The following is a 25,775-nucleotide window of genomic DNA, read 5'->3' as shown; positions in this document are numbered from 1 at the left end:
GCACAGGGTTTTACAGATCGTGGGGCAGGTTTTCAGGTACGCGGTGGCCACTGGCAGAACCGAACGGGACATTACACCGGATTTAAAAGGCGCGTTACCCGTGGCCAAAGGTGGGCATTTTGCATCAATTACGGAACCCAAGGAAGTGGGCGAACTGCTACGGGCAATCGACAAATACACAGGCACATTTACTGCTTTATCTGCGTTGAAGCTTGCGCCGTTGGTGTTTGTGCGTCCAGGTGAATTAAGGGCGGCTGAATGGGAGCATATTGATTTAGAGGCTAAAGAATGGCGGTACTTTGTCACCAAAACCGGAACAGATCACATTGTCCCGTTATCAACCCAGGCAGTAGCGATACTTTCAGAACTTCACCCGTTAACAGGCCATGGCCGTTATGTATTCCCCTCAGAACGCACACCGCACGGTAACAGGTGCATGAGTGAAAATACTTTGGGGGCAGCATTGCGGCGGCTTGGTTACAGTTCCGATCAAATGACTGCCCACGGCTTTAGGGCAATGGCCAGAACTATCATGGACGAGGTATTAGGCATTCGTCCCGACTTCATAGAACATCAATTAGCCCACGCAGTCAGGGACGCTAACGGCAGAGCTTACAACAGAACCGCCCACCTTCCAGAAAGACGGGCAATGATGCAACAGTGGGCGGATTATCTTGATACTTTAAAGAATGGTGCGGTGGTGATACCGATTAACAGGGCAGTTTGAAACTTTAAATATAGAGAGATAAAGAAACCTTAAAGCATGGCTGGTACTTCAACTCCAGCTTCACTAGGGGATTGCTCCGCTACCACTCGTAGAATTAGTGAGGGTCACAGCTCTAAGGCGTATTCAGTTTACCGCTTATTAATGAAACAGCAAAAATAGAGGTACAAATCAGGAATGCGCAGCGCAACAAGGACGGGCTTTAAATTGGTTTTTAAAGGCAATGTCTGTAATTTGATCACAAAAAAATAACGCTTTATCGCTGTTGCCACGAAGACTATATAAGCGGTACAGATCAGCAAAAGCACTGTCTTGATCTAACGCATATAAGTAATCTTCTTGGGATTCTTGATAACCATCTGTTAAAGCAAGAATTTCATCTGAAGTAATATTATGGTCAAAAATCGTTTCAATATCTTTTGTTTTAACAACAGCATTCATAGCAACCTCCATTAATTATTATTTAATTCTATCATGCACTTAAATAAGTTCAATGAGGCATACAGATAAATGCCCAACATACATGGCGTTACGTACTACCAACTAGATTATAATCAATCAACCGGATAGCCCGACGGGGCAATAAGCAGGATTCGTTAACCTGTTTCCGGTTTTCACTTCTTAGGACAAATACAGCTTAGGACATACAAAAACATTCAAAACATGAAATTTTTCATCTTAATTCCTCAATAAGATGTGCATATAATCAACTTCCAGTACCAACTCATTCACTGGAAGCCTATTATATGCAAAACTTACCCGCTCAAAACCCCATACACCGCGCAATTAGACGGCCTCAACTCGAACAAGCCACTGGCCTAAAGCGAACCAGCATATACAACAAACTAAACCCAAAATCACCACAGTACGACCCAACTTTCCCACGCCCTATAAATTTAAGCTCCAGAACAATAGCCTGGGTTGAATCTGAAGTTCAGGCTTGGATAGATTCACGTATTGCCGCTAGCCGTGCTGTTCAAGGTGGCAACTAATGCAAGCCTTGACGAATCAACCTCAGAGCATTAATCTATCAAATCGTTGCAACAGCAATGACGGGATTAGACCCCCGATTAAACAAGGCCAGAAGGCCACTATTAAACGTGGTTTTTTTGTGTCCCCAGCAGTAGTAATTTTACACACCGTTATGGTGTGGTGTATTGAGCAACCCGTCAAAAGGTTGGCCGCGTCCTTGTGCGGTAGGTCTAACTTGATACATCGCACCGCCCTACGATTAGACCCAAAGGGCAATTCACACTTACAAGGAATCATCAAAATGAAAACACCACCCGTCCAACTCGGACAAACACACCCAAAAACCAACCTAGAATCACGCTTTGAAGTATTCGACCACGGCAGATTGATTGCTGAAAATATGGAAGGATTCAGGGCGTTACGGCTTAAAAAGCGTTACCCGTCACTGTGCGTTAAGTTCGCTGGAATGCTGCACTTAAAAGGCAGTGCTGTATGAGCTGGCTAATCAATCTGTATGTCATTCAAGACCAAATGATATTGGTGGCGGCGGTGCTTGCATCATCACTGCTAAATTTTTGGCAATAAAAAAGCCCTAACCAATTTTAATTAATTAGGGCTTCTTGCAACCACAAAGCAGGACGACGCGGGTTTGATTATAACCTGTCCTGTCGTGGTTGCAAGTGTCCTTTATCAAATAAGGATGTTCTGTATGGAACAAAAACTAAGCAGTATAGAAACCCAGCAGGCGGCAATATTGGCTTACCTGCAATCAAACCATTCCCTAAGCACATTCGAGGCACGGGAAAAACTTGATGTAATGCACCCGGGTTCGAGAATTCAGGAGTTACGGGCAAAAGGCCACAATATCATCACCTACCGCCGTACGATCAACGGACATCGTAAAGTTGCCGAGTATGTTTTGTTGGCTGCTATTGGCGAGGTGGCATGATGCAAAACGTAATTAATCAATTTAAAACTGCTATGCAGTCCGCTGGAATTACTCCACCTGATGAAATCGTACCGGACGGCCAACTTCACAGATTTAAGATAAACGGCAAGCTGGACGGCGCTTACGGCTTGCATCTTGACGGTCGCGCAGCTGGATGGTTTCAGGATTTTAAGCAGGGCATTAAAGAGAACTGGAAACTCGAAGGCTACAGTCAAAAATTCACCCCAGAGCAAAAAGCCGAGTTCAAAGCCCAACGCCAAAGGATTGAAGCCGAACAAGCCGCTGAACTTAAAGCCCGTCATGATGAGGCCGCCGACAAAGCTCGTTACATCTACGATAACGCACAAGTTGCCGTTAATCATCCATACCTTACCCGTAAAAATATCAAGCCCCACGGCACACGCATTGCCCGTGATGGTCGGTTAATAATCCCCTTGTTTAATGAAGCCATTGAAATAGTTAACCTTCAATTCATTGGCGCTGATGGTACTAAGCGATTTTTGAAAGGCGGCAGGAAAAAAGGCTGCTTTTATGTCATTGGCGTTAAGTCTGAACGGCTTTGTATTGCCGAGGGATTCGCTACAGCAGCCAGTATTTACCAGGACACCGGACAGCAAACTATTGCAGCCTTTGACGCTGGAAACCTTGAAGCGGTGGCATTGGTTGCCAGATCACGACACCCAAACACGGACATTATCCTTATGGCTGATAACGATATAAACGGTATTGGCCAAACAAAAGCACAAGCGGCTGCGTTAGCGGTAAATGGCTTTTTGTCAGTCTGTCCTATGGTGGGCGGGGATTATAACGATTATGTGAATATGAATTCAGAGGTGGCAGCATGAATAATGTAATTGACCTTAATAGTGCTGTTAAACCTGAACCGGCTGCTATTGATACAAGAATAATTTTCCGTGACGAGGATGGCCGGAAAAAAACACAGTCAACAATCCTAATTGAAATTGGTAAGAAGCTGGATTTATTCCACTGCCCAAATGGGGATGGTTACGCAATTATGCCAGCAGGTAAAGGACAGGCCATTTTTAGGCTTAAATCGAGTGGATTTAATGAATACCTTAGCCACGAATATTTTAAGCTGACCGGTAAAGGCTGTAATACGCCTGCATTAACCGAGGCATTATCTACACTCGAAGCCGAGGCAAAATTTAACAATCCTAAGCATGATGTTTTTATGCGGGTATCAAAAATCAGTTGTGTTATCAATATCGATATTGGGTGCAGCGAATGGCAGTGCGTCAACGTTACCGCCAATGGCTGGCAGCTTATAGATAAACCAAGCGTTAAATTTACCAGACGGAAAGGCGCCGCAAGCCTGCCCGTACCGTCAAAAAATGGCAATGCTGAGTTATTGAAACAATACATTAATGCAGATGATGACCAGTTCCCGCTAATACTTGGCTGGCTATTATGCGCCCTGGGCGGTGTAAAGCCTTTCCCTGTGCTGATTTTGCAGGGTGAGCAAGGTACGGGCAAAAGCACCACGTCTAAAGTGTTACGGTCGCTAGTGGATCCTTCCACAGTGCCATTAAGGAACCCACCAAAGGATATAGATTCACTTCTGGTATCAGCTTGCAACAATTACATGGTGGTGCTGGACAATCTAAGCGGATTATCCCCTGAATTAAGCGATGCGCTATGCAGGCTTAGCACAGGTGGCGGTATCGATAAACGGCAGCTTTACAGCGATGGTGAGCAGTTTTTGATAGAGATTCAGCGCCCTGTACTGATAAACGGTATTGATGATATCGCCACACGGCCAGACCTTGCAGAACGTTCAATAATTATTAACCTGCCTGTTATCGAAGGCGATAACCGACGCAGTGAGGAGGAATTCTGGACAGCTTTCGAGGCTGACAAACCGCATATTTTAGGTGGATTGCTGGATTTATTAGCTTTAGGACTGGCAAATTATGACAGTGTAAAACTGCCTTATAAACCGCGTATGGCTGATATGGCCAAATGGACGGCGGCTTGTGAGGTTGGCACGGGGTACGAAGGCGAATTTATGAAAGCCCACAGTAAAAACCAAACAGAAGCGGTAGAACTTGGAATAGAGGCTAGTCCAGCAGGTTCGGCAATCATGGCGCTAATGGATAGCCGAGATAGTTGGACAGGTTCACCAAATGATTTAATGAGTGCCTTGGAGGCTATAGCAGGGGAACGGCAAACCAGATCAAAAGCGTGGCCACAATCGACAAAGGGCTTAAGCAACATTATTAAGCGATTGATGCCGGGATTTAGAAAACTGGGTTTATCCATAGAAGATGGCCGAACGATGACAGGCAGGTTTTACAAAATTAAAACTTCTGGGATTTATCCGTCATATCCGTCATATCCGTCATTAGATGGCTACAATCCAGACGTGGCAAGGGTTACAGCCATGACAGATAGCAAAACCTATCCGTCATGTAACCGTCATGCAAGTGTCATTATGACGGATAGCCAATTTATGACGGATAGCATGACGGATAGCGAAAATCTATCCGTCATGGATGAACCCAGTAACGGCGCGGGTTTGAGTGGTGGTATGACGGATATGACGGATATGACGCTTAAATCCGAACAATTTAAAAAATTTACGGATAACAAAAATAGCGAGGGCGCAATATGAACCAGTTATCAAAAATCAGGGCGGCGGGTTTTGCAATCCGTGAAGGTGATGATGACAAGGTGATTATTTCCCCCATTGATGAGTTAACCCAACAGCAGCGTGTTTTCATCTTAGCCAACAAACCCGCGATATTGCAGCAACTCAGGATTGAAAAGGCGCTTCAATGGCTGGCTGGCATTGGTGAAGAGGATCCGTTAATCATTGCCGAGGTTACAGAAGACACCGAAAAACTTAACGGCTTGCTCGAGTACATCAAACACAAGGGCTAGGTAACACACAACGCCAAAAACAGGATATTACCTTTTATGGTGTAAATACTTCAAATAAAAGTCTATTAAACAACAATTAACATTAGGTATTAGCTGCTAACCTCAACAGATAAATAGGGGTGTTTTATGAAAACTATCGATGATGTAGTCATCATTTAATGACACAACGCCATAAAGAATAACTTTATCTTTTATGGCGTTACCAAACCCAAACCACACAACACAAGACACCCCACAATGACCAAAGACCTAGACAAAGCAGCCCACGAAATGATGATGAGCCCAACACTTGAACGACTCTTTCAATTGTCACAATCGATGCAACTTGATATGACCAACCCAGATGACTTAAAAACCGCACTGGCAACATGCGGCCATGAGGTTATCAGGGCATTGGACAATAACAAAATTCATTTTGACGATATGGAAACCAAGGCCATGTTTTACGGACTGCTTACGGCAACGACTGATTATGTAATGGATGGCAATCTTAAAAGCAGCTTTAAACGGGCAAGCGTTAATTAATCCACATCACGAATTTATAGGAGCACATCATGTTAGATTCATTAGTAAGCGGTAAATTAATCCGAGACGTTCAATTAAAAACATCTGCCAAAGGTGCGGTTTATTGCCAGTTCCTGTTATCGGTATCAGTTGGAGACACGGAACCAGTCATTATTTCAGGCGTGGCATTTGGTGAAGTTGCCGAACGCATAGCCAAGTTGGGCAAGGGTGATGCGCTGGCCGTCATTGGATCCCTGAAACCTACCTCATGGGAAGACAAAACAACCGGGGAAACCAAACACGGCTTATCGATTACAGCCAATAACTCATTATCACCATACGACATTAAGAAACGACGGGCGGCAACAGAACAGCCTGAACAGTCACAGCCAAGGCCACGCCCACAATCAAACCGCACAGGGCGCAAGGATAACGGCTTTACACCGGATTATTCCACGATGCCAACCTACCCAGAATTTAACGACAAAATACCGTTTTAACCATGCGTAACTTATCAAAATACAGGGCAGTAAAAACCGTTGTGGACGGGCTAAAGTTCGATAGCAAGGCAGAAGCCAAGCGGTATTTAGAATTGAAGGCGCTTCAACAGTCGGGTGTTATCGCTGACTTGGAATTACAGAAAGAATTCGAGCTGATCCCCAAACAGCCAGGCGAACGGGCTACCAAGTACAAGGCCGATTTTGTTTACAGGAATTCCACCGGCTTAGTGGTCGAGGATGTTAAAGGATTCCTTACCCCTGAGTACCGGATTAAACGCAAATTGCTATTATGGGTTCATGGCGTAAGAATTAGCGAGGTTAGATAGTGTTTTTTACTGATTCGATCAGAAATTATCAAAGGTCACACCATGCCAACTCCAGTATTTAAAAAAGGACAATCAGGAAACCACGCTGGAAGGCCAGTGGGTATAGGTTCATCAATACAACTTAGAAAACTGATAACACCGGATGATATTAGGGACGTGTTAGAAACGGTTGTACAGGCGGCTAAAGGCGGCGATATGGCGGCGGCTAAAATACTGCTAGACCGGACTATTCCAGTATTGAAGCCCCAAACACAAATTACCGACAACCCAATAACACCCAGTCATCTTAGGGGTGATGGTGATAACAGCTACAGAGGATTTTCAAGACCTGAACAGATCAACGCAAGCGCGGCGGATATTACGGCAAGTGTGCTTAATGGCAGCATGGCCGCTGAGACGGGAATAGAGCTGCTAAAGGTGTTACGGGAACAATCAGCAATGTTCATTGAATCAGGTAAAGGTGTGGATTTATTACAGGGGAGAATTAACCTTATCTTTGATGTTGAGGAGGAACACAGGGTTCGTAAATTAAAGGAACAGCCCGAACAGGGGTAATTAACCAACAGTGAGCCACTCTAACCAGTGGCTTTTTTATGTCTGTAGCCCTTTGGTATCAATACCTAAATTCTATACTCAATGGCCTATATGTAGAAACTATCAATCATGACTGTATGGGACACCCTAACGCCATAAAGGAAAGTTACCCTTTGTCCTACCTGTACATCAATATTGAATGTATTTACTTTTAGAGGTGAGGATTTCTCACTTCTAACTTTGTCATGATCGGTACATCAATATCAAATGTGAGCCAAACTAACATTAGGGCTATCCGGTATCGTGCCTTAAATCGGCTGTATGGCGGTATTAGGATAATGTTGTTGAGGCTTACTCGACAAAATAGCGACTAAGTTAACCGGTGTTTTAGCATGAGTCATCTATAATAATTCACTAAGTAAATTAATAATACACATTGAATTAATGCGCTGACTATGTTAATGTGAATACTGTATTAAATCACTAATCAAATTAACATGACTAAACGAATTAGAACACCTAAGCAAAATACAGGCGCTATGCTGTGGATTCCCTCCACTTGCATGGCTGAGGTCAAAACCATTATTGAACGGGACGCACAACAAAGGTTAGCGATTAAAACCGACAGACTGAATAAACAAAGGTTAGCGATTGAAAAACAACTCAGTGAATTAAATCACTCAGTCTTAAATAAATCAGAAAGCGAATTAAGTCACTCAATAGACGAAGAAGAACCTTCTATTATTGGCGTTGATACACACTCCCCAGATTCGCTAGAACCGACTATCACCCACACCAAACCATCAGAACCCACACAGGACGCACCGGAAACAAAACAACCTGAAACCACGCCCGTTAAATCAGCGACCGTACAAACTGAATGGTTAGAACCTGCCCCAATACAGACACATGCTGATTATGATGGCACAACGGCATTAAAAGAAGCACTTGAAAAACTCTATGGTAAAAATATGATCTCTAACCAAGTGGCGGCCATGACCGAACAGGCGGTATCAGCATTGGGTATTGTGCGCGGCGTTGATAAATTGGGCAGGCCGTCACTGATTAAAGACACACCGAGACGGCTTATAATCTATCAATGGCATGTTGCCAATAAACAAAACTGAGGATTGATCGAATGAAGCCAGAGCGCCTGTATCATATCGAAGTTGTTAACGATAAAACCGGCTACCGTAAACAGATGACCGGCTACCCTATGATCCACAAAGAATGTATGACAATGCGCTCTAAAATGACACAACACAAAGACACCCGGTACGAATTAATAGAAGTTACCGCAACTGAGGAAAATAAAATGAAACCAATGTATTTAAAAGCAAACATTTTTAATGGTGTCCACACTATGAGCAAGATAAATTGATGAGTCATGAAGACTTTTACAACTCACTCGCTGGCTTGGTTGATGGTGAGGAATCAATCACTTTTCTTGATGCGGGTGATGACGAGTTTTACGCAAAGCTTAGGGATGAGTACGGGATCCACTGAGGTTTAAAACAAACTGCCCCACACCTACCAAGGCCACCGATAACAAGGTGGCTTTTTTATGCCTGTAGCTGTGATGTTTTGAATTGAGTCGAGAAAACAGAAGCTTTCTATTATGGCGTTGGTGTGTTCCAGGCCGTCAAGATTAATGGAATCAAACAGGCCATTTAAGGCAAAAAACAGGGGCAGCGGGAAGATTTGACGGTATAAATGACGGTATATTTTAAAACGGCAATTGTTGCCGTCCCTTTATACGTGGCCTGCATTAAAATATGTGGTAGTCGCCGCCCCAAATGAAGATTCGAAGAGATTCAACGAAGTACAAAAACCCTTTCAGCTTCTGGCTTTAAGGGTTTTTTTATGTCCAATGAAGTACAAAAGAATTCGTTTGCGGGTATAACATTCGGTATAACCTACCTACACCATAAATGTGTATACCAGCATCACTATCAGACACCCGATGTAAGAATGGGTATTATTGATTTAGAGGCTAAAGAATGGCGCTACTTTGTTAATAAAACTGAAACAGATCAGATTGTCCCATTATCAGATCAGGCAGTATGGAGACCACCGACTTAGAGCGCGACATCCGAGCATTTAACGACTATAATTGAAACCGTAATTCAGATTTAATATCTGATGAATTATAAATATAATAATTAAAAATCATTAACATACAGCGAGGTCAATCATGACGGTAGAAAATTCGCACATGAAAAGCCTGTACAAAAAATTACAAACAGTTGGCTACAATCAAAAGTATGTTCAATCTTTGCTGCCCGATTGGTGGGATGATGAAATTGCTGAAACACCCGCCGGATTGCAACAAGCCAGCTTGATTTTAGGGCAAACGTTTAGTGTTCGTGCCGAAACTTTGTGGACTAAAGGCGCTGAACCCGCTTTGAATTTACCGCAAGGCATACGCTTTAAACATCGTGAAAATGTTGTTGCTGATGATTTGAGCATTGCTTGTGCTGTTGCGCGTTCACTTGCCAGAATTGTCTTAAAAGCATTCCCTACCAAACCAAAACCTAATTTTTATCCTGATGCCAGCGCCTTACGTAAGCAGCTTCTTACCGGTAAAAAATGGATTAGCTTTCACGATGTTTTGCAACACTGCCTTGATGATGGCATTCCCGTTATTCATCTTCAACATTTGCCCAACAAGGCTAAAAAGATGGATGGATTGGCCTTTGAACAAAGTGGCCGTCCGGTTATTGTATTGACCCAAAAACACCAACACGGTTATATGTTGTTCGATTTGGCGCATGAATTGGGACACATTACGCTGGGGCATGTGAGCGCTGAACGTTCGGTGATCGATCAAAAAATAGATGCTGAAGCTGATGATGAAGACGAACGCGCGGCAAACCGTTTTGCACTGGAGCTAATAACCGGCAATCCTGAATGCAAAATTGTTCCAGCGGGATATAATCTTAACGCCAATGAACTCGCAAGCGTTGTTGAGCGGTTCGGTGAAAAACACCAGATTGATCCGCTGCATATTGTTTTAAATTACGGACATAATCAGAAGCGTTGGCCTGTTGCCAATCTTGCAATCAACCAAATCACACAGAATATACTAACTGATCAAGAAATACTGTATATCGCCTTAATGCAAACCTTAAATTTAGACGAACTTAACGAAGATGATCTCGCTTTACTGCATACCCATTTGAAGGGATAAGCCGATTGATCGTTCTAGCCGATAATGACATCATTCTCAAATTAGCGCAATGCGACTTGTTGGATGACCTACCGGCTAGTCTAGGTCAACAATGGACTGACATATTTATTACCCCCGAAGCAAAATATCAGTTACTGCCCAAAAAACCACCCAGTAAAGCTTTAAACAAATGCGGCAACGAGGAAACCTTAGCGCGGCTTACTGCCTTTCTCGAAAAAACACAAACCTTACCTGAAGTTCAAAATACCTCTTTATTAACCTTACTTAGTGACATTGACGGTATAGACGGCGGCGAAAAATTTTTATTCGCAGCCGCCGTTGAAACTGATGACCCTTTACTGATAACCGGAGACAAAAGAGCGTTACGTGCTTTACTGGAACATCAACACAGTTTGCCCACTGTCTTTTCAGCATTACAAAGTGCCGTAATTACTTTTGAAACCGCCATTTTATTGGTAATGCGTAAACTCGGTTTTGCTATCGTCAAGCAAAAATTACTCGGTTCCCCCAAACCTGATGGTACGTTGCGGCTGGTATTGAAAAGCGAAACCGAAGAAGACAACTTTGTGGAAGGCTTGTGTTCGTTTTCCAAAGACATTACGCCACTGTTGGCTTTTAAGCAGTATTTGCCGCCGCAATTAAATCAAGACTAAAGGGCTAAACTCCAGCAGCCCTTACTCAGCTCTCTAAACCTTATCCAAAAAACAACTAAAAAAATAACCAAGGGCGTGTAATGCCAATAACAAGAAATAAACTGGTATGAGTTTCAATGAAAACACCAGAGTAAAAATCCCCGCCATATTGCACTTACGCAAATTAGGGTACAACTACCTATCGCTGGCTAAGGCTAAAAGAGAATAAAGCACTAATATTTTCACCGATCTGTTTACCGGAAGCATTGACTTGACTAAGGGGTCCACTTTAGTACGGTTAGTATGTTCGCTAAGATAAAACGGGTAGAAATCTGAGAATGAACTAAACCGCTTCTTGTTATTCACTTTAAGTACTCTCAGCTGCAATGTGTATAAAGTTTATAGCTTGAATTATATATGAGCATTCGAAACTTGATAAATTAGTCAAAGCCATTCCACCCTGCTACAAGCACATCCAATTCATAAAATCCGCCCTCACAAGTTAAATCATCTGATGGCTTAAAAATTTATGGTCTATATTTTGACCATACTAGCCAGTACTTCAAAGAACCCTACGCAATGTGCTTTTATTTAAATACAGCAAACGCTGGCAAAACCATCAACACACGATTTTGTTGGAAATGACGATTTTTAAAAAGTCCACTTTAAAGGCGCACGGAAAGCTATTGTGTATTTGCCTCAGCTTTCTGCATACACCTATTACAACAGCCGAAGATAAGCCGTCTATATTTTCAATCAAAGGCTTCGGAACACTAGCCGGAACAGGAACTGACTCCGATCTGGTAGGTTTTAGACGCGATATTACCAAAAGTAAAAACACGCGCGAAGCCTGGGATATTACCAACGACTCGCGGCTGGGCATCCAAATCAATGCCAAATTTACCGATACATTCAATGCAACCATACAATGGGTTGCCAGAGACCATGCCGGCAATTTTTTTGAACAAAACCTGGACTGGGCTTTCCTTAACTGGAATATTCAACCCGACCTCACGTTGCGTGTTGGCCGTTTAGGTGCCGATGTATTCATGTTATCAGACTATCGTAACGTCAGTTACGCCTACCCGTGGATTCGGCCGCCGCATGAATTTTATGCCAACCAGCCTTATTATCATTTCGATGGCATTGATATCACTAAAAAATTTGAAATTGACGGTGGATTTTTATCACTGAAAGCGTTTGGTGGCTATTCGTCAAATCAACTGCCGACATCGCTGGATATTTTATTTGAACAAGACTCCTTAAACTTTGGCGGCAATATCCAATTTGAAAAGAATGATTGGCGTGTAAAACTGAGTTATGCCCATCTGGAAATGCTAGCGGAAATACCCTTTGGACATTACAAAAATACCGACCTTCCCGTTGAACAATTCATAAATCCTGCAAGTTATGAAACTTTAAATTCCTTCTGGCCAGGCATAAGCCGCGTTCTGCCTAATATATTTATAAAAGGCAAGCAGGTGAATTATGCTTCTATAGGTACAACTTATGATGATGGCATCTGGCTAGCGCAAGCCGAAGCGTCTTATACTGAAACGAATACTATCTGGTATCCGGACCAAGCCAGTGGCTACCTTAATATTGGCAGACGCTTTTCAACAGTCACCCTGTATTCCCTGTTCGGCATTGCCAAGAGCCTAAACAAACCCATTTCAATCCCCCGCCCACCCAGTGGCATTGACGAATTTAACACGGCATACAATTTATTAGATATGGCCATCAACGGCAACGGTGTTGATGAAAAGTCAATATCAGCTGGCTTGCGTTGGGATTTTTATACCAATATGGCATTTAAGGCGCAGTGGAGCCATTTTTGGCTCGGCAGAAAAGGCGATAGAACCTGGGTAACAAGCCCAAGCACTTTATATCCAGATCACGTTAACGTGTTTTCTGTTGGTGTTGATTTTATCTTCTAATGGCGATGAAAAAAATTATCCTAGCCTTCTTACTGCCCCTCTTCAGCATCAGCCTGCAAGCAGAAGAGCTGGCTATCATTGGCAACCGCAAAAATCATGCAAAAACGCTGCTGCCTAATCAAGTGCAAGATATTTATATGGGGCGAAAACACGCGTTTCCTGATGGAAAAATAGCTTTACCTATAGATCAAGCAAGCCTGCGTTCTGATTTTTATGAAAAATTAACCACAAAACCGATTGCGCAAATCAATGCGTATTGGGCACGCATCATGTTCAGCGGCCAATCATCCCCACCGATGATATTGCCCGATGATAGCTCCGTCATTAAAGCCATTACAGAAAATGAAGGTGCGATTGGTTATATCAATAAAGCCAATATAAATAAACACGTACACGTTTTACTGATTTTAAAATAATCATGGCCCAAAAAAGTTTTAGAAGCCTGCACCGCAAAATCGCCATCTCCGTTTTAAGCGTCGCCATTAGCTTTGCAATAATTGCCGCCCTTGTCTCTTTTATGACGGAATTATCACGCTCGCGTAATAAAACCGAAGTTATGATTAACCAATTACTGGACACGATTGAATACACCGCGGCTATTGCCAGCTACAGCAATAATCAGCAAATTGCCCTAGATGTTATCAATGGCTTATTACGTAACGATATTGTCCATAAAGTACGTATTCAGACTGAGCAGGGCTTACTGCTGGAAAATGAACGTCATACACCTGGAGGGCTTGGCTTTGCGATCACCCGTAAGCTGTCCTCCCCGTTTGACAAGCAGGAAATAGTGGGGGCAATCACCGTTGACTCTGAAGCCTATTACAGCCTGGAAGAAGCGGAACACAGTGCTGTTATGAATGCCATCAATTCTTTTCTGCTGATTGCTTTAACGACCGGCCTTATTTTGTTTGTAGTAAGAGCCCGCTTGGCAAGGCCTTTAACAGTGGTTTCCGATAGCTTACATGCGATCAGTGCCGGCGAACAAAATCGCCTGGTGCCTTTACTTAAAAACAAAGATGATGAGCTGGGACGATTAGTACGCGATATTAACAAGTTGCTGGATGTACTGGAAACCAAGTTTGCCAATGAACAAACGCTACGGGAAAAAATTGAACACATTGAAAAAAAATTGCGCACTATTTTTGAATCATCCAGCGCTGGCTTGTTTCAACTTGATCACCACGGCAAACTGTTAACCTGCAACCCAACGTTAACGAAAGTATTAAACAAACACCCACTTGCCAGCGACCACATTATAGGTCAGGACTTTGCTGAGCTGTTTTTTGAACATCCACACCACGTACAACAAATGTTGCACGATGCGTTACAGTCTGAACAACTGGAAACTAAAGATTTTTTATTACAGATAGCGCCTGGACAAGAACCGCTGTGGATTCATTGTTTATTATCAAAAATTGCAGACCCTGATAATCAATATCATTTTGAAGGCGTGGTCTTTGATATTACCAAACGCATAGTGGACGAACAAGCCATGCGTTATCAGGCTGAATACGACACCCTGACAGGTTTGCTAAGACGACCTGTAGCAGAAGCAAAACTTAAAGCGTTACTTACCTCAGGGTTCACGTTTCCGGTCGCAATTTTGTTATTAGATATGGATGGTTTTAAGGCTATTAATGATACTCATGGCCATGATGCCGGTGATCTTGTCTTGATAGAAATCGCAAAGCGTTTTAAAAATAATGTCAGAAGCAACGATATTGTGGCGCGTTTAGGCGGCGATGAATTTTTGATCGTACTTAACAAATGCGAAACTAAACATGTAGAGCACACTATCGCTGAAAAAATTATTCAGGCTATTCAAGTGCCTATTGCGTTAAATGCTCATACAACGGTATCGATTGGGGTGAGTATTGGCATTGCAAGCTATCCACTCCACGGCAACGACACTGCCAGTTTACTTAAAGCAGCCGATGAAGCCATGTATGAAGTCAAACGCCGGGGTAAAAATGGGTTTATGGTAAAAAACTAAAGCGTTATACATCCTGGCAAAAAACGCCTAACAACGGGACAACTTTAAATAAAACCGTTCGTGGTGAGCTTGTCGAACCATGAACCACAGACCCTTCGACAAGCTCGGAGCGAACGGATGTCCCGCTTAAATAGGTAGCCCGTCTTATCAAATCACCAGCCTATCCAATATCTGTCACTGATAGCCAATAGAAAGCAATAAAGAGCAACCTTCACCTCGCTTAGCCGATAAAACTATTTTTTACTCATAAAATAATACATATTGCTGCATTCCAGCGTCATTTTCTGATCGGTTTTTTCAACAGCGGTACAGGTTTCCATTTTTGATCGTCCAGGCATGGTTTGTTTAATTATTTTGCCATCTTCAACCGAATACTTAATACTCGCACGCATTTCGGGGGAACGTGCATTAGGGTCAGAATCAATGGTAATACCTTCCATCACGCCATCTTTAAGAAACTCCCACGTCGAATTCAATTTTCTAGCATGAGTGCCGTCACTATTTGCAGATTCAGAATCGATTTTCCAAAGACCTAAAATATCGTTTTCAGTTAATTTAACTTCAGCATTGACAGCAAAAGTCATGAATAAAAAAATCAGTGTTGTTCTTAGTAGCATAAATAACTTGCCTTTTAATTTTATTATTGGAAACCTCAATATATCACACCTGCTGACGACTTTTCAGGGATCTGACTAAACAGACCTAGCCTTATCAAACTGATGAAACATGCGTTAAACCGCTACTGAGCGCTTACCCACAACTGGCGCAACTGTTCTCTATTAAGCGCCAGCCATTGAATCGCAATAATAGGAATAGCCGATTCAATTTCGCCAATCTGTACCATGTGATAAGCGTCTTCAAAACTAACGGTGCGCACCCAAATGTCTTCGTGCTCCTCATCCAAGCCATGCACACCACCGATATGGGTGCTGTCGACCTTGCCGCAAAACAAGGTAATACGTTCGGATGCACCGCCAGGCGTGGTATAAAACTCATTAATAGTGATCAATTCCTGTATTTCACAGCCGGCTTCTTCTACTGATTCCCGGTAAGCGACTTCTTCCGCCGTTTCACCGTCTTCAATAGCGCCTGCGACAATCTCAACCAGCCAGGCTCGTTCAGGCACAATCATGGCGCCGGCTCGAAACTGCTCAATCAGTACCACTTTATCAGCGTCCGGATCGTAAAGCAGAACAGCGATACAACTGCCCCGCACAAATAACTCGCGGCTGATTTCCTCACTCCAGCCCCCGGCGTATAACGTGTGTTTTAACCGGTATTTCTCCATACGAAAAAAACCATTATAAACAATATCCTTATCGAGAATTTCAAACTGTTTTTTCATCACTTTCCTGTGTATTTCACTTGATAAATAACACCCAGCCGATCATCACTGATTAACAAACTACCATCTGACGTTTCTAGCACATCGACTGGTCGGCCTAAGACTTTATCATTTTTATCCAACCATCCGTCAATAAAAATTTCTTCTGCAACTGGCTGATCGTGCTTGAACTTTATCAATGCGATACGGTAACCATCGGGTTTACTGCGGTTCCATGAGCCATGCTGCGCCACAAATAACTGATTTTTATACTGTACCGGAAACTGATCGCCACGGTAAAACCGTGCCCCTAAAGGCGCAACATGGGCTTTAAATTTCCATGCGGGCGGGCTAAATTGCTGCGGTTTTTTATCGGTCAAAATATCAGGGTCGGCAATGTCTCCCGCATGGTAATACGGAAAACCAAAATGTTCACCGATAGTTAACCAGCGGTTCAGCTCATCAGGAGGCACATCATCGCCTAAATTATCACGGCCGTTATCGGTAAAAAACAGCATATTAGTATCGGGTTGCCAATCAAACCCCATGGTATTACGAATCCCTACCGCCAGGATTTCAAAATGACCGCCATCGGCATTTAAACGCACTAATGAGGTATAAATAGCATCCTTTGGCTTACAGATATTACACGGCGCACCGACCGCTGTATAAAGCTTGCCATCTGGACCAAAACGTAAATATTTCCAGCCATGGTGAGTATCTGAGGGCAATTGGTCATAAATCACTACTGGCTTAGGCGGATGCGCTAAGTTATCCATAATATGCTCGTATTTACTAATACGATTCACTTCTGCTACATATAGCGCACCCTCTTTGTAAGCTACGCCGTTAGGCATTAAGAGTTTTGTGGCAATAAGATGACGCTTATCAGCCTTACCATCGGCATTGCTATCTTGAATGGCGTAAACATCACCTTCTCGCCCGGTACCCACAAAAATCACGCCATTATCGCCTAATGCCAAACTGCGGGCGCCCGGTAAATTATCAGCGTATACAGATAGCGAAAAACCTTCAGGCGTGTGCAGCTGCTTTATCAGCTCTTGATGCGTGTTAGGTTGTGCTGAAAGTAAACTTGTGTTAAATAAAAGCAGGGCAAACATTATTGTTTTCATAAAATATACACCGTGTCTTTCATAAATAAACTTGTGCCCCCATTATTACCCTAAGGAGCGTTTGAATATTACCTGACTTTTATTAAGCCACGCTTTTACGACACATTAACTTAACGAGGATTCAATCATGATGCGTATCATTCTTTTTCTGGCAACCAATATTGCAATAATGGTTGTTATTAGTATTGTTTTCAATATTTTAGGTTTAGGCGGCGTCCTTGATGCACAAGGCGTCAATCTTAACCTGACGGCATTGTTAATCATGTCGGCTGTTATTGGCGTAACCGGCTCTTTAATATCGCTGGCCATGTCTAAATGGTCGGCAAAAAGGGCAATGGGCGTACAGGTTATTGATCGCGCGCAAAACCAGACCGAACAATGGCTGGTGGAAGTGGTCACCAGACAAGCCCGGCAAGCCGGTATCGGTATGCCCGAAGTAGGCATTTTTAATACCCCCGAACCTAACGCCTTTGCCACGGGGATGAACAAAAATAGCGCCCTAGTTGCTGTCAGCACAGGCTTATTACACAGTATGACGCCTGATGAAGTTGAAGCCGTCATTGGCCATGAAATCACCCACGTTGCCAATGGCGACATGGTGACCATGGCGTTAATGCAAGGGGTGGTCAATACTTTCGTGTACTTTTTTGCTACCATTATCGGCCATGTGGTTGACCGTACTGTTTTTCAAAATGAGCGCGGCCAAGGCATGGGCTATTACATTGTGCAAATGGCTGCGCAAATCGCCTTGGGCTTTTTAGCCTCCATGCTGGTGGCGTGGTTTTCGCGTCGTCGTGAGTTTAAAGCCGATGCCGGTGGGGCTAAACTGGCTGGGCGTGACAAAATGGTAAATGCGCTACGTGCTTTGCAAAGAGGTCATGAAACAGCCGATTTACCTGGACAATTCGCTGCTTTCGGCATTAATGGCGCTACATTTAATAAATTATTTATGAGTCATCCGCCGTTAGAAGAGCGTATTGCCGCCTTACAACGCAACAATTAAATACTCCCGATAAAGCCGGACAGAGCTGTTCTGTCCGGCTTCTTTCCGATGAACGCAACATTAGCGCACACTTTACAGCCAAGCCCTGACATACTGATAAATATTTTACAATAAATATAATTAGGTAATATTACCTTTTCTATTGCGTATAGTTTGCTATATTTAATGTGTAGCAATTGGCACAATAATTAAAGGGGCTTCGTCATTAACATAAAATCGCAAAATCTTGTAGTGGTAAGCGACAGCGATTTTCAATCAACTTATACGGTTGATGCGCAACGCTTTGAGTTGAGCAACGCCTTACAAACCACACTGGAATTCAAAAAATTACTGACTATTTTCAGCAGCAAGATTAACAGCCTAATTCCGCACAATGCGTATGCTTACAGCAATACACTTTTTGATATGGAAATCAATCAGGGTGTGGTGAGCAAATATTCTTGTAGTTATGCACTTAAAGCTGGCGACCAAGAACTTGGTGAGCTCACGTTAATGCGTAACCATAAATTTGTTGATGAAGAGCTTGATCTACTGGAAAACCTGTTGTGCCTATTGCTCTACCCATTGAAAAATACCACGCTGTATCATCAGGCATTAAAAATGGCTGCGACTGATCAGTTAACGCAAACCCTTAACCGCGTGTCTTTTAATGATACCGTTAAACGTGAAATGAATTCAGCGAAGTTAAACGGTACAGATTTATCGATTATTTTTTTGGATATTGACCATTTTAAAGACATTAATGATCAATACGGACACGATTGCGGGGACAGTACGTTAGTTGCCGTGGCTAGATTAATTAAAGAAACTCTGCGTAAAAGTGACACCATATTCCGTTTTGGGGGTGAAGAATTTGTCATTTTAGTTAGCCAGATGGATTTGGAAAACGCTGAGCTGTTGGCCAGAAGAATTCGCACAGCCATTGAATGTAATATTCTGGTTTACGATATGAAGCCCATTAAAGTCACCGCTAGCCTTGGAGTCAGTACCTTGCATAGCGATGATAGTTTTGATACTTTTATCAAGCGTGCCGATCACGCCATGTATAAAGCCAAAGGGAAAGGCAGAAATCAGGTCGTATTAGCTTATTAAGGCTTATGGGTATGCTGTTTAGGCTTAGTAGGCCTAACCGGTTTAGTAAACTGGGCTTTATCAAGCTTTTCGGTTTCTTTTCTATCAAGACCTGCAAATTCAAACAATAAATCCAGCTCTTTATCGGTCACTTCATAAAAGGAATGGTTTTTCAGCCGCTCTGGCAGCACAATCGGCCCATAACGCACCCGAATTAAACGACTGACTACGATAGCTTGTGATTCCCACAAACGTCTTACCAACCGGTTGCGGCCTTCGCTGACGGTGACGTAATACCATTTGTTAGCCCCTTCTCCGGCATAAAACTTAATGTCGTCAAATTTGGCAATACCGTCTTCAAGTTCCACGCCTTTTTTGAGTTTTTCAAGCGTAGCATCCGGAATATCGCCTAATACCCGTACCGCATATTCACGCTCAATTTGTGACGAAGGGTGCATTAATCGATTGGCCAATTCGCCATTATTAGTCACCAGCAACAAGCCTGAGGTATTGATATCCAAGCGTCCAACAGCAATCCAACGCGCGGTTGATAGCTTGGGTAACTGAGTAAACACAATAGGCCGACCTTGTGGATCGCGCCGCGTTACCACTTCACCGGCAGGCTTGTGATACAGCAACACGCGCGTCGGCTGGATAGCAAATTTTTGCCAGTTAACCAAACGATCATTTAGCAATAGATGATCACCGGTATTCAAGCGATCACCCAATTTTACCACGACGCCGTTTAGCTTTAACCTGCCCTCACCGATCCAGACTTCAATCTCCCTACGCGATCCGACCCCACCGCGCGCTAGCACTTTTTGGATGCGCTCACCGACATCCTGAGTTGCATCAGTGCTTTTTTTTTCAGTTACGGCAATGGCTTTGCCGTCAGTCGAGGGTTTCTGACGCGAGTTCTCTGGTTTCGATGTCGCTTTGTTCGGTTTCCTGCTCTTCACTCTTTACCTGCATGGGTTGTGGGTCTACTGATACATCAAGATCGACTATCTGCTGCATAGTCGGTAGTTCATTTAATGACGATATATTGAAATAATCAAGAAATTGTTTGGTAGTGCCGTATAAACCTGGTCTGCCTGGCACTTCTTTGTGCGCTACCACCCGTACCCACTCGCGTTCGAGCAGGGTTTGGATAATACTGGAACTGACACTGACGCCGCGAATATCTTCAATATCACCGCGCGTTACCGGTTGCCGATAGGCAATAATCGCCAATGTTTCTAACAGTGCCCGCGAATAGCGCGGCGGTTTTTCTTCAAACAGCCGCGACACCCAATGCGATAATGCCGGTTTAACCTGAAAACGATAACCACTGGCAACGAGTTTTAATTCAATCGGGCGCGGTTGATATTCAATACTTATCGCCTCAATTGCAAATTGTATGTCATCCAGTTCCGGCTGTTCAATTTCAGGAAATACCTGTTGAATCTGTTTAAGTGTCATTGGCTTTTGCGCGGCAAACAAAATGGCTTCAACAACGTGTTTTATGTCCACGCTAGCTTCCCAGTGCCTGCACTAACTGTCGATAAAGTGATACAAATAACCATAATACGCCCTTATCATTCCTTCTCTAGTTTATGCGTTAAGTGCATTAATAAACTCATCAATAGAAACACTGGCTTGTTTGAGCAGGCCAGCCAAAGTCCCTGCTTTAATCTCATGGTGATTGGGGACAACACAACCTTGAGAACCTCTACGAAGAATAATATGGCTGCCTCGTTGACGGATTACAACAAACCCAAGGTATTGCAAAGCTCGAATAGCTTCTGCACCTGAAATAACAGGTACCTTAGGCATGTGTGGCAACTTGGAAGGTGGTCAGTAACGAACGCCCAGAAAGAATTAGCGGAAACTCTTCTAGGTAAAGTTCAGTCGCTTCTTGCAAATTTACAAGGGCTTCTTCGATGTTCTCACCTTGCGTTGTAGTACCCGTTTCAGGATTTAAAGCAACGTACCCACCTTCAGGTGCAGGAATCAATATTGCGGACAGTTCCATTAGTTTTCTCAAAGTTAGCTTAACAATGTTTTAACGCGCAGTTCCGAAAACGGTTCCAGCTGAATAATTTCAATCAGGCGCTCTTTACTCAATTCCAAGATAGCTAAAAACGACACCACAACGCCGCTTCGGCCTTCTTTTTTCAGGAATAATTGCGAAAATAGCATATCATCCACACCTCTTAGGCTGTCCAAGATACTGCTCATACGCTCCCGCACCGATAACGGCTCTCGACTGATATGATGGTGACTCACAAGATCGCCTCTTTTTAGCACATCCTGAAACGCCAACAGCATTTCTTTCAGTTGAATATCCGGTAATGGCCTGATTACGGTAAGCGTGGAAGTATCAACATCAATGGAAAACACATCACGCTCCAGACGTGGCATTAAATCCATGTCTTCTGCCGCGTGTTTAATGAGTTCATATTCCTGCAATCGACGAATTAAGGTGGCACGCGGATCCTCTTCCTCACCTTCAGCATCAATTTGTCTTGGCAATAACATTTTGGATTTTATTTCTGCCAATAACGCCGCCATAACCAGATATTCTGCGGCCATTTCCAAATTCAAATGCTCCATGATTTGAATATAATGGATGTATTGTTTGGTAATTTGCGCGATGGGAATACTAACAATATCCAGATTTTGTCGCTTTATTAAGTACAGCAACAAATCCAGTGGGCCTTCAAACAATTCTAAAAAGACTTCCAACGCATGGGTAGGAATGTAAAGATCATCCGGAAGTTGCGCAAACGGTTCACCATTCACCATCGCGTACACGGGCGATAATGCGGGTATTTGCTCGATAAGCTCTCTTTCAGCGATAGAATCAGTCACAATTTAATAAAAAATTATAGCCCGGCAATTGACATAAACAGGTTTTGAGCAACGTACATCGGGTATTCTAAAATCACATTCAGCACTTTGGTATACAGTAATACGAGCAGAATAATAAAGCCATAACGTTCTAACTGGTTATACTGCCAGGCCAATCTATTGGGCAAAATACCGGTCAAAATACGGCTGCCATCTAACGGCGGAATAGGTAACAAATTCAACAATGCTAAAGCCAAATTAATGGATATTCCAGCAATCCCCATATAAATAAGCGGCATAGAGATACTTTCTATCCCTACAGTAACGCCCACTCGCGCCAATAACGCCCAGCCCAATGCCATCAACAAATTTGCAACCGGTCCAGCTAAAGCCACTATAGCCATGTCATGCCGCGGGTTTTTAAAGTTACGAGCGTCTACCGGTACCGGCTTAGCCCAGCCAAAAATAAAACCAGTGCCCGTCAACAATAATATGCCGGGCAAAATAAGCGTACCGACAAGATCCATATGTTTGATGGGATTAAGCGTCAACCGTCCCAGCAGTGATGCTGTATTATCACCGTAACGTTTAGCCACCCAACCGTGTGCAACCTCATGCACGGTAATGGCAAAAATAACCGGCAAAATCCAAACAACTATGCGCTGCAATAACGATAATTCATCCATTATATATTATCCTAATTAGTCCAACATCGGCACTAAACCGATGCCCTGTCTAATAATTTCCGGGCCTGTTTTAGTAAATTCAATCATCGTGCTAGATTCAAAAGGAATAATACCTGCATCAATGATCAAATCCACTTCATGTTCCAGTCTTTCCCTAATATCGTAAGGATCGCTCATCGCATCGGTATCGCCAGGCATAACCAAAGTAGAGGTGAAGATAGGATCATCCAGCTCCGCAACTAACATTTGGGCAATCGGATGACTGGAAATACGCACACCAATGGTTTTTTTATTGGGGTGCTGCAATCTGCGCGGCACTTCTCGGGTTGCATCCAAAATAAAGGTGAATGGCCCAGGTGTTAAGGCTTTAATCAAGCGATGCGCATCGTTGCCTAGTTTGACAAACATGGATATTTGAGCCAAGTCTTTGCATAGCAAGGTAAAGTCATGCTTATCGTTCAGCTGCCTGATTCGTCGTATTTTGTCCAAAGCATTTTTATCGCCTACCTGACAAGCCAGCGCATAAGATGAATCGGTGGGATAAATAATAACGCCGCCATTACGGAGTATCTCCACAGCGCGATGTATCAAACGCAACTGTGGATTTTCCGGATGTATTTGAAAAAATTGAGCCATTTACTGCATCCTACAGCAACAAAAACAAGGGCATTATAACGCATATCATTGTCTAGTCTTGTAAGCCATCAAAAACATTTCGCGTTGTTCAACCTCAAAAGGCCGATAACATCCCGTTGATAGATATTCCCGGCAAACCAAGATTACTCCTCAGGCTAGTACAACAAAAATGCCCGCCTCTGTTCTTCCCAGGCTTTCTCATCAATTTGAACAAGAGCTTCCAAATCTTCAGGGGTGGCCTGTGCATCATCTACCCACTCACGCAATAATGGCGAGCCATTAATCACATCAATCGCCAAACGATCCAGTTCGTATTCATACGGAAAATCACGCCACAACGGATAATCCGGCTGTAGGGTACGTATCGCTTTAAAAGCCAAGGTCTGTAAGCGCCACGGACGGAAGGCGTCATGATCGTAAGCACTGTCCTCAACATGAATTTGTACCCCCGCACAAAGCTGGTGCGCATGTTTATGAAAAGTGGGTTCAAACCAGCATTCACGTAATCGACAGCCCTGCAACCACTGCGGCGCCATGTCGCGCATGGTTTTAATGATGCGCCCTGCATCAATATCCGGCGCACCAAACAGCTCCAACGGCCGCGTTGTACCACGCCCTTCAGAAAGCGTTGCCCCTTCCAGCATGACTGTTCCGGCATAACAACGTGCCATCCCTAAATTAGGCGCATTAGGGCTGGGATTAATCCACACCCGCTCACCCAATGGCCAACCGTAACCGGGCGCTGTATTGGGTTGCCAGCCTTCCATCGCAATAATCTGGCAATCGACATCCAGCGCCAAGGTGTTAATAAACCACTTTGCCAACTCTGCCATCGTTAAGCCGTGGCGCATAGGCATAGCAGCTGCGCCGACAAAACTTTCCCAACCTGCACGCAAGGTAAAGCCTTCTACGGGACGACCCGCCGGATTAGGCCTATCTAGTATCCACACCTGTTTGTTATGCTTGGCAGCGGCTTCCAACACATAGCGCAAGGTGGTGATAAAGGTGTAGATACGACAGCCCAAATCCTGTAAATCAACCAACAGGACATCAAACGTATCCATCATAGCATCGGTGGGGTAGCGTACTTCACCGTATAAGCTGAATACTGGAATCCCCAGCACAGGATCGATAAAATCCGCTGATTCCATCATATTATCTTGCTTGTCACCGCGTAGCCCATGCTGTGGGCCGAACGCCGCACTCAAGGTAATGTCTGACAAGCTTGCCAGTGCATCGAGCGAATGGGTTAAATCCTGGGTGACTGACGCAGGATGTGCCAATAAAGCAACGCGCTTACCTACCAACGGCAAACGCAACGTAGAATCTTCAAGTAATCGGTCTATGCCAAATTTCATAGTATCTAAAAAAAGTGTGGTTCAATTGTATAAACAAAGCCTGCTCGATGATGAAAGTCCGGTTCATCAGCAGGGTGATGCAATGCCCAATAGGATCGGCTGCCATCTTTGGCTTCAAGAACAGCCGTTAAACCTATCTGAAGCGTTTTACTATTATCTATCAGGGGTAATTCGCTAAAAGGAATAATGACATTTAGCTGTAAATCGGTCTCAGTTTGCTCCACATTAAGCGCATAAACATGATCTGAATGCCAATCACGCCGTTCCCGATAATCGTTGAACAAATAACTTGCCCATTGCCCAGATGGGGAAAAATTAAATTCTTGATAGCGTGAATCACCTTCTATGGCAATAAAAACTTCAAAGCAGGTATGCTTCCATAAGCCATCAACACTCGCAGGACGCTGTTTTTCAGGGATGCTTAAATGATGTAAATTACTTTGTAAACAATAGCTTAAAACTAGGCTGTGGGCAGGTAAAACTTTTATTGTAGCGGATACCTGCCCTTCAGGTGGGCAATCCACAGCTGGATGGCAGGTAAGGATATGATTTATCATCGGGCAAAAG

General features: G+C 43.6%; 33 protein-coding genes. 20 read left to right on the top strand and 13 right to left on the bottom strand.

The genetic code is table 11. From position 1 onward, the window contains the following. Positions 1-727, top strand: a 727-nt coding sequence (locus tag ACHZC4_RS05460) for a tyrosine-type recombinase/integrase (protein WP_394752808.1), incomplete at its 5' end; no start/stop codon positions are given. A gap of 168 nt (positions 728-895) precedes the next feature. Here ACHZC4_RS05460 and ACHZC4_RS05455 read toward each other — a convergent pair. After that, on the bottom strand, positions 896-1,165 hold the full coding sequence (locus ACHZC4_RS05455) for a hypothetical protein (protein WP_394752807.1): 270 nt from the start codon (positions 1,163-1,165) through the stop codon (positions 896-898). A gap of 305 nt (positions 1,166-1,470) precedes the next feature. Between ACHZC4_RS05455 and ACHZC4_RS05450 the strand changes: the two genes are divergently transcribed. The 17 genes from ACHZC4_RS05450 to ACHZC4_RS05370 all read left to right on the top strand — a co-directional run bounded on the left by ACHZC4_RS05450 (position 1,471) and on the right by ACHZC4_RS05370 (position 15,165). After that, on the top strand, positions 1,471-1,716 hold the full coding sequence (locus tag ACHZC4_RS05450) for a helix-turn-helix transcriptional regulator (protein ID WP_394752806.1): 246 nt from the start codon (positions 1,471-1,473) through the stop codon (positions 1,714-1,716). Between the two features lie 281 nt (positions 1,717-1,997). After that, complete coding sequence (locus tag ACHZC4_RS05445; protein ID WP_394752805.1) at positions 1,998-2,192, top strand: hypothetical protein; 195 nt, start codon at positions 1,998-2,000, stop codon at positions 2,190-2,192. A 213-nt stretch (positions 2,193-2,405) separates the two neighbouring features. Beyond that, on the top strand, positions 2,406-2,645 hold the full coding sequence (locus ACHZC4_RS05440; RefSeq protein WP_394752804.1) for a helix-turn-helix domain-containing protein: 240 nt from the start codon (positions 2,406-2,408) through the stop codon (positions 2,643-2,645). Further along, positions 2,642-3,490, top strand: a complete 849-nt coding sequence (locus tag ACHZC4_RS05435; protein ID WP_394752803.1) for a toprim domain-containing protein — start codon at positions 2,642-2,644, stop codon at positions 3,488-3,490. Before ACHZC4_RS05440 ends, ACHZC4_RS05435 begins: the two co-directional genes overlap by 4 nt. After that, on the top strand, positions 3,487-5,277 hold the full coding sequence (locus ACHZC4_RS05430) for a hypothetical protein (protein ID WP_394752802.1): 1,791 nt from the start codon (positions 3,487-3,489) through the stop codon (positions 5,275-5,277). Before ACHZC4_RS05435 ends, ACHZC4_RS05430 begins: the two co-directional genes overlap by 4 nt. Further along, positions 5,274-5,546 carry a hypothetical protein gene (locus tag ACHZC4_RS05425; protein ID WP_394752801.1) on the top strand — a complete coding sequence of 91 codons (273 nt, stop codon included), beginning with the start codon at positions 5,274-5,276 and terminating at the stop codon, positions 5,544-5,546. Before ACHZC4_RS05430 ends, ACHZC4_RS05425 begins: the two co-directional genes overlap by 4 nt. Before the next feature lie 237 nt (positions 5,547-5,783). Beyond that, positions 5,784-6,071 carry a hypothetical protein gene (locus tag ACHZC4_RS05420; RefSeq protein ID WP_394752800.1) on the top strand — a complete coding sequence of 96 codons (288 nt, stop codon included), beginning with the start codon at positions 5,784-5,786 and terminating at the stop codon, positions 6,069-6,071. A 29-nt stretch (positions 6,072-6,100) separates the two neighbouring features. Further along, positions 6,101-6,550, top strand: coding sequence for a single-stranded DNA-binding protein (locus ACHZC4_RS05415; protein WP_394752799.1), 450 nt, complete (start codon positions 6,101-6,103; stop codon positions 6,548-6,550). 2 nt (positions 6,551-6,552) lie between these two features. Next, entirely contained in the window at positions 6,553-6,876 is a 324-nt protein-coding gene (locus ACHZC4_RS05410; protein ID WP_394752798.1) for a DUF1064 domain-containing protein, read from the top strand. Positions 6,877-6,918: 42 nt separating this feature from the next. Next, on the top strand, positions 6,919-7,431 hold the full coding sequence (locus tag ACHZC4_RS05405; protein WP_394752797.1) for a DUF5681 domain-containing protein: 513 nt from the start codon (positions 6,919-6,921) through the stop codon (positions 7,429-7,431). Between the two features lie 476 nt (positions 7,432-7,907). Further along, complete coding sequence (locus ACHZC4_RS05400; RefSeq protein ID WP_394752796.1) at positions 7,908-8,537, top strand: hypothetical protein; 630 nt, start codon at positions 7,908-7,910, stop codon at positions 8,535-8,537. 11 nt (positions 8,538-8,548) lie between these two features. Then, the gene (locus ACHZC4_RS05395; protein WP_394752795.1) at positions 8,549-8,791 is read left to right on the top strand and encodes a hypothetical protein; all 243 of its coding nucleotides are present in this window, start codon (positions 8,549-8,551) and stop codon (positions 8,789-8,791) included. A gap of 813 nt (positions 8,792-9,604) precedes the next feature. After that, positions 9,605-10,600 carry an ImmA/IrrE family metallo-endopeptidase gene (locus tag ACHZC4_RS05390; protein WP_394752794.1) on the top strand — a complete coding sequence of 332 codons (996 nt, stop codon included), beginning with the start codon at positions 9,605-9,607 and terminating at the stop codon, positions 10,598-10,600. A gap of 5 nt (positions 10,601-10,605) precedes the next feature. Beyond that, positions 10,606-11,253: a hypothetical protein gene (locus ACHZC4_RS05385; protein ID WP_394752793.1), complete on the top strand. Its 648-nt coding sequence runs from the start codon at positions 10,606-10,608 to the stop codon at positions 11,251-11,253. Positions 11,254-11,813: 560 nt separating this feature from the next. Then, positions 11,814-13,169, top strand: a complete 1,356-nt coding sequence (locus tag ACHZC4_RS05380; RefSeq protein WP_394752792.1) for a hypothetical protein — start codon at positions 11,814-11,816, stop codon at positions 13,167-13,169. Positions 13,170-13,174: 5 nt separating this feature from the next. Then, positions 13,175-13,585: a hypothetical protein gene (locus tag ACHZC4_RS05375; protein ID WP_394752791.1), complete on the top strand. Its 411-nt coding sequence runs from the start codon at positions 13,175-13,177 to the stop codon at positions 13,583-13,585. A 2-nt stretch (positions 13,586-13,587) separates the two neighbouring features. Then, entirely contained in the window at positions 13,588-15,165 is a 1,578-nt protein-coding gene (locus ACHZC4_RS05370; RefSeq protein WP_394752790.1) for a diguanylate cyclase domain-containing protein, read from the top strand. A gap of 233 nt (positions 15,166-15,398) precedes the next feature. On the opposite strand, the gene ACHZC4_RS05365 is transcribed toward ACHZC4_RS05370, so the two are convergent. The 3 genes from ACHZC4_RS05365 to ACHZC4_RS05355 all read right to left on the bottom strand — a co-directional run bounded on the left by ACHZC4_RS05365 (position 15,399) and on the right by ACHZC4_RS05355 (position 17,622). Continuing rightward, positions 15,399-15,782 carry a hypothetical protein gene (locus tag ACHZC4_RS05365; RefSeq protein WP_394752789.1) on the bottom strand — a complete coding sequence of 128 codons (384 nt, stop codon included), beginning with the start codon at positions 15,780-15,782 and terminating at the stop codon, positions 15,399-15,401. Positions 15,783-15,904: 122 nt separating this feature from the next. Further along, the gene (locus ACHZC4_RS05360; protein ID WP_394752788.1) at positions 15,905-16,510 is read right to left on the bottom strand and encodes an NUDIX domain-containing protein; all 606 of its coding nucleotides are present in this window, start codon (positions 16,508-16,510) and stop codon (positions 15,905-15,907) included. Then, positions 16,510-17,622 (bottom strand): PQQ-dependent sugar dehydrogenase, encoded by a 1,113-nt coding sequence (locus ACHZC4_RS05355; protein WP_394752787.1) that lies wholly within the window; start codon positions 17,620-17,622, stop codon positions 16,510-16,512. Before ACHZC4_RS05355 ends, ACHZC4_RS05360 begins: the two co-directional genes overlap by 1 nt. A gap of 127 nt (positions 17,623-17,749) precedes the next feature. On the opposite strand from ACHZC4_RS05355, the gene htpX reads away from it, so the two are divergent. Then, a complete protein-coding gene (gene htpX, locus ACHZC4_RS05350) occupies positions 17,750-18,625 on the top strand; it encodes a protease HtpX (protein WP_394752786.1) in 876 nt (291 codons plus the stop codon). A gap of 231 nt (positions 18,626-18,856) precedes the next feature. Next, a complete protein-coding gene (locus ACHZC4_RS05345; protein WP_394752785.1) occupies positions 18,857-19,717 on the top strand; it encodes a GGDEF domain-containing protein in 861 nt (286 codons plus the stop codon). Here the strand turns inward: ACHZC4_RS05345 and rluB are convergent. From rluB to ACHZC4_RS05300, 9 genes are all read right to left on the bottom strand, one after another. Continuing rightward, positions 19,714-20,577 carry a 23S rRNA pseudouridine(2605) synthase RluB gene (rluB, locus tag ACHZC4_RS05340; protein ID WP_394752814.1) on the bottom strand — a complete coding sequence of 288 codons (864 nt, stop codon included), beginning with the start codon at positions 20,575-20,577 and terminating at the stop codon, positions 19,714-19,716. The two genes, ACHZC4_RS05345 and rluB, sit on opposite strands and share 4 nt — an antisense overlap. A 10-nt stretch (positions 20,578-20,587) precedes the next feature. Then, a complete protein-coding gene (gene scpB / locus ACHZC4_RS05335) occupies positions 20,588-21,208 on the bottom strand; it encodes an SMC-Scp complex subunit ScpB (RefSeq protein ID WP_394752784.1) in 621 nt (206 codons plus the stop codon). Between the two features lie 81 nt (positions 21,209-21,289). Continuing rightward, positions 21,290-21,511, bottom strand: coding sequence for a type II toxin-antitoxin system HicA family toxin (locus ACHZC4_RS05330; RefSeq protein ID WP_394752783.1), 222 nt, complete (start codon positions 21,509-21,511; stop codon positions 21,290-21,292). Beyond that, on the bottom strand, positions 21,504-21,710 hold the full coding sequence (locus tag ACHZC4_RS05325) for a type II toxin-antitoxin system HicB family antitoxin (RefSeq protein WP_394752782.1): 207 nt from the start codon (positions 21,708-21,710) through the stop codon (positions 21,504-21,506). The genes ACHZC4_RS05330 and ACHZC4_RS05325 overlap by 8 nt, the downstream gene beginning before the upstream one ends. A 14-nt stretch (positions 21,711-21,724) precedes the next feature. After that, positions 21,725-22,483, bottom strand: a complete 759-nt coding sequence (locus tag ACHZC4_RS05320; RefSeq protein WP_394752813.1) for a segregation and condensation protein A — start codon at positions 22,481-22,483, stop codon at positions 21,725-21,727. 80 nt (positions 22,484-22,563) lie between these two features. Continuing rightward, positions 22,564-23,217, bottom strand: coding sequence for a site-2 protease family protein (locus ACHZC4_RS05315; RefSeq protein ID WP_394752812.1), 654 nt, complete (start codon positions 23,215-23,217; stop codon positions 22,564-22,566). A 12-nt stretch (positions 23,218-23,229) separates the two neighbouring features. Further along, positions 23,230-23,850, bottom strand: a complete 621-nt coding sequence (locus tag ACHZC4_RS05310; protein WP_394752781.1) for an L-threonylcarbamoyladenylate synthase — start codon at positions 23,848-23,850, stop codon at positions 23,230-23,232. A 155-nt stretch (positions 23,851-24,005) separates the two neighbouring features. Beyond that, positions 24,006-25,208 (bottom strand): exo-beta-N-acetylmuramidase NamZ domain-containing protein, encoded by a 1,203-nt coding sequence (locus ACHZC4_RS05305; RefSeq protein ID WP_394752780.1) that lies wholly within the window; start codon positions 25,206-25,208, stop codon positions 24,006-24,008. A gap of 5 nt (positions 25,209-25,213) precedes the next feature. Further along, the gene (locus ACHZC4_RS05300; protein ID WP_394752779.1) at positions 25,214-25,765 is read right to left on the bottom strand and encodes a DOMON-like domain-containing protein; all 552 of its coding nucleotides are present in this window, start codon (positions 25,763-25,765) and stop codon (positions 25,214-25,216) included. Positions 25,766-25,775 lie beyond the last annotated feature (10 nt).

Source organism: Crenothrix sp., assembly GCF_043729335.1.
Taxonomy (GTDB): Bacteria; Pseudomonadota; Gammaproteobacteria; order Methylococcales; family Methylomonadaceae; genus Crenothrix.
The sequence above is the reverse complement of the archived record's forward strand: the minus strand, read 5'-3'. Positions and strand labels throughout refer to the sequence as shown.

What these genes read in the sequence shown, in the direction of transcription:
- ACHZC4_RS05430 (WP_394752802.1), top strand. Translation starts at nt 3,487, where the DNA reads ATGAATAATGTAATTGACCTTAATAGTGCTGTTAAACCTGAACCGGCT.
- ACHZC4_RS05440 (WP_394752804.1), top strand. Translation starts at nt 2,406, where the DNA reads ATGGAACAAAAACTAAGCAGTATAGAAACCCAGCAGGCGGCAATATTG.
- ACHZC4_RS05300 (WP_394752779.1), bottom strand. Translation starts at nt 25,765, where the DNA reads ATGATAAATCATATCCTTACCTGCCATCCAGCTGTGGATTGCCCACCT.
- ACHZC4_RS05365 (WP_394752789.1), bottom strand. Translation starts at nt 15,782, where the DNA reads ATGCTACTAAGAACAACACTGATTTTTTTATTCATGACTTTTGCTGTC.
- ACHZC4_RS05310 (WP_394752781.1), bottom strand. Translation starts at nt 23,850, where the DNA reads ATGGCTCAATTTTTTCAAATACATCCGGAAAATCCACAGTTGCGTTTG.
- ACHZC4_RS05445 (WP_394752805.1), top strand. Translation starts at nt 1,998, where the DNA reads ATGAAAACACCACCCGTCCAACTCGGACAAACACACCCAAAAACCAAC.
- ACHZC4_RS05415 (WP_394752799.1), top strand. Translation starts at nt 6,101, where the DNA reads ATGTTAGATTCATTAGTAAGCGGTAAATTAATCCGAGACGTTCAATTA.
- ACHZC4_RS05330 (WP_394752783.1), bottom strand. Translation starts at nt 21,511, where the DNA reads ATGCCTAAGGTACCTGTTATTTCAGGTGCAGAAGCTATTCGAGCTTTG.
- ACHZC4_RS05375 (WP_394752791.1), top strand. Translation starts at nt 13,175, where the DNA reads ATGAAAAAAATTATCCTAGCCTTCTTACTGCCCCTCTTCAGCATCAGC.
- ACHZC4_RS05320 (WP_394752813.1), bottom strand. Translation starts at nt 22,483, where the DNA reads ATGGTGAATGGTGAACCGTTTGCGCAACTTCCGGATGATCTTTACATT.
- ACHZC4_RS05395 (WP_394752795.1), top strand. Translation starts at nt 8,549, where the DNA reads ATGAAGCCAGAGCGCCTGTATCATATCGAAGTTGTTAACGATAAAACC.
- ACHZC4_RS05405 (WP_394752797.1), top strand. Translation starts at nt 6,919, where the DNA reads ATGCCAACTCCAGTATTTAAAAAAGGACAATCAGGAAACCACGCTGGA.
- ACHZC4_RS05425 (WP_394752801.1), top strand. Translation starts at nt 5,274, where the DNA reads ATGAACCAGTTATCAAAAATCAGGGCGGCGGGTTTTGCAATCCGTGAA.
- ACHZC4_RS05305 (WP_394752780.1), bottom strand. Translation starts at nt 25,208, where the DNA reads ATGAAATTTGGCATAGACCGATTACTTGAAGATTCTACGTTGCGTTTG.
- ACHZC4_RS05420 (WP_394752800.1), top strand. Translation starts at nt 5,784, where the DNA reads ATGACCAAAGACCTAGACAAAGCAGCCCACGAAATGATGATGAGCCCA.
- ACHZC4_RS05355 (WP_394752787.1), bottom strand. Translation starts at nt 17,622, where the DNA reads ATGAAAACAATAATGTTTGCCCTGCTTTTATTTAACACAAGTTTACTT.
- ACHZC4_RS05455 (WP_394752807.1), bottom strand. Translation starts at nt 1,165, where the DNA reads ATGAATGCTGTTGTTAAAACAAAAGATATTGAAACGATTTTTGACCAT.
- htpX (WP_394752786.1), top strand. Translation starts at nt 17,750, where the DNA reads ATGATGCGTATCATTCTTTTTCTGGCAACCAATATTGCAATAATGGTT.
- ACHZC4_RS05325 (WP_394752782.1), bottom strand. Translation starts at nt 21,710, where the DNA reads ATGGAACTGTCCGCAATATTGATTCCTGCACCTGAAGGTGGGTACGTT.
- ACHZC4_RS05410 (WP_394752798.1), top strand. Translation starts at nt 6,553, where the DNA reads ATGCGTAACTTATCAAAATACAGGGCAGTAAAAACCGTTGTGGACGGG.
- ACHZC4_RS05370 (WP_394752790.1), top strand. Translation starts at nt 13,588, where the DNA reads ATGGCCCAAAAAAGTTTTAGAAGCCTGCACCGCAAAATCGCCATCTCC.
- ACHZC4_RS05450 (WP_394752806.1), top strand. Translation starts at nt 1,471, where the DNA reads ATGCAAAACTTACCCGCTCAAAACCCCATACACCGCGCAATTAGACGG.
- ACHZC4_RS05360 (WP_394752788.1), bottom strand. Translation starts at nt 16,510, where the DNA reads ATGAAAAAACAGTTTGAAATTCTCGATAAGGATATTGTTTATAATGGT.
- ACHZC4_RS05390 (WP_394752794.1), top strand. Translation starts at nt 9,605, where the DNA reads ATGACGGTAGAAAATTCGCACATGAAAAGCCTGTACAAAAAATTACAA.
- ACHZC4_RS05435 (WP_394752803.1), top strand. Translation starts at nt 2,642, where the DNA reads ATGATGCAAAACGTAATTAATCAATTTAAAACTGCTATGCAGTCCGCT.
- ACHZC4_RS05400 (WP_394752796.1), top strand. Translation starts at nt 7,908, where the DNA reads ATGACTAAACGAATTAGAACACCTAAGCAAAATACAGGCGCTATGCTG.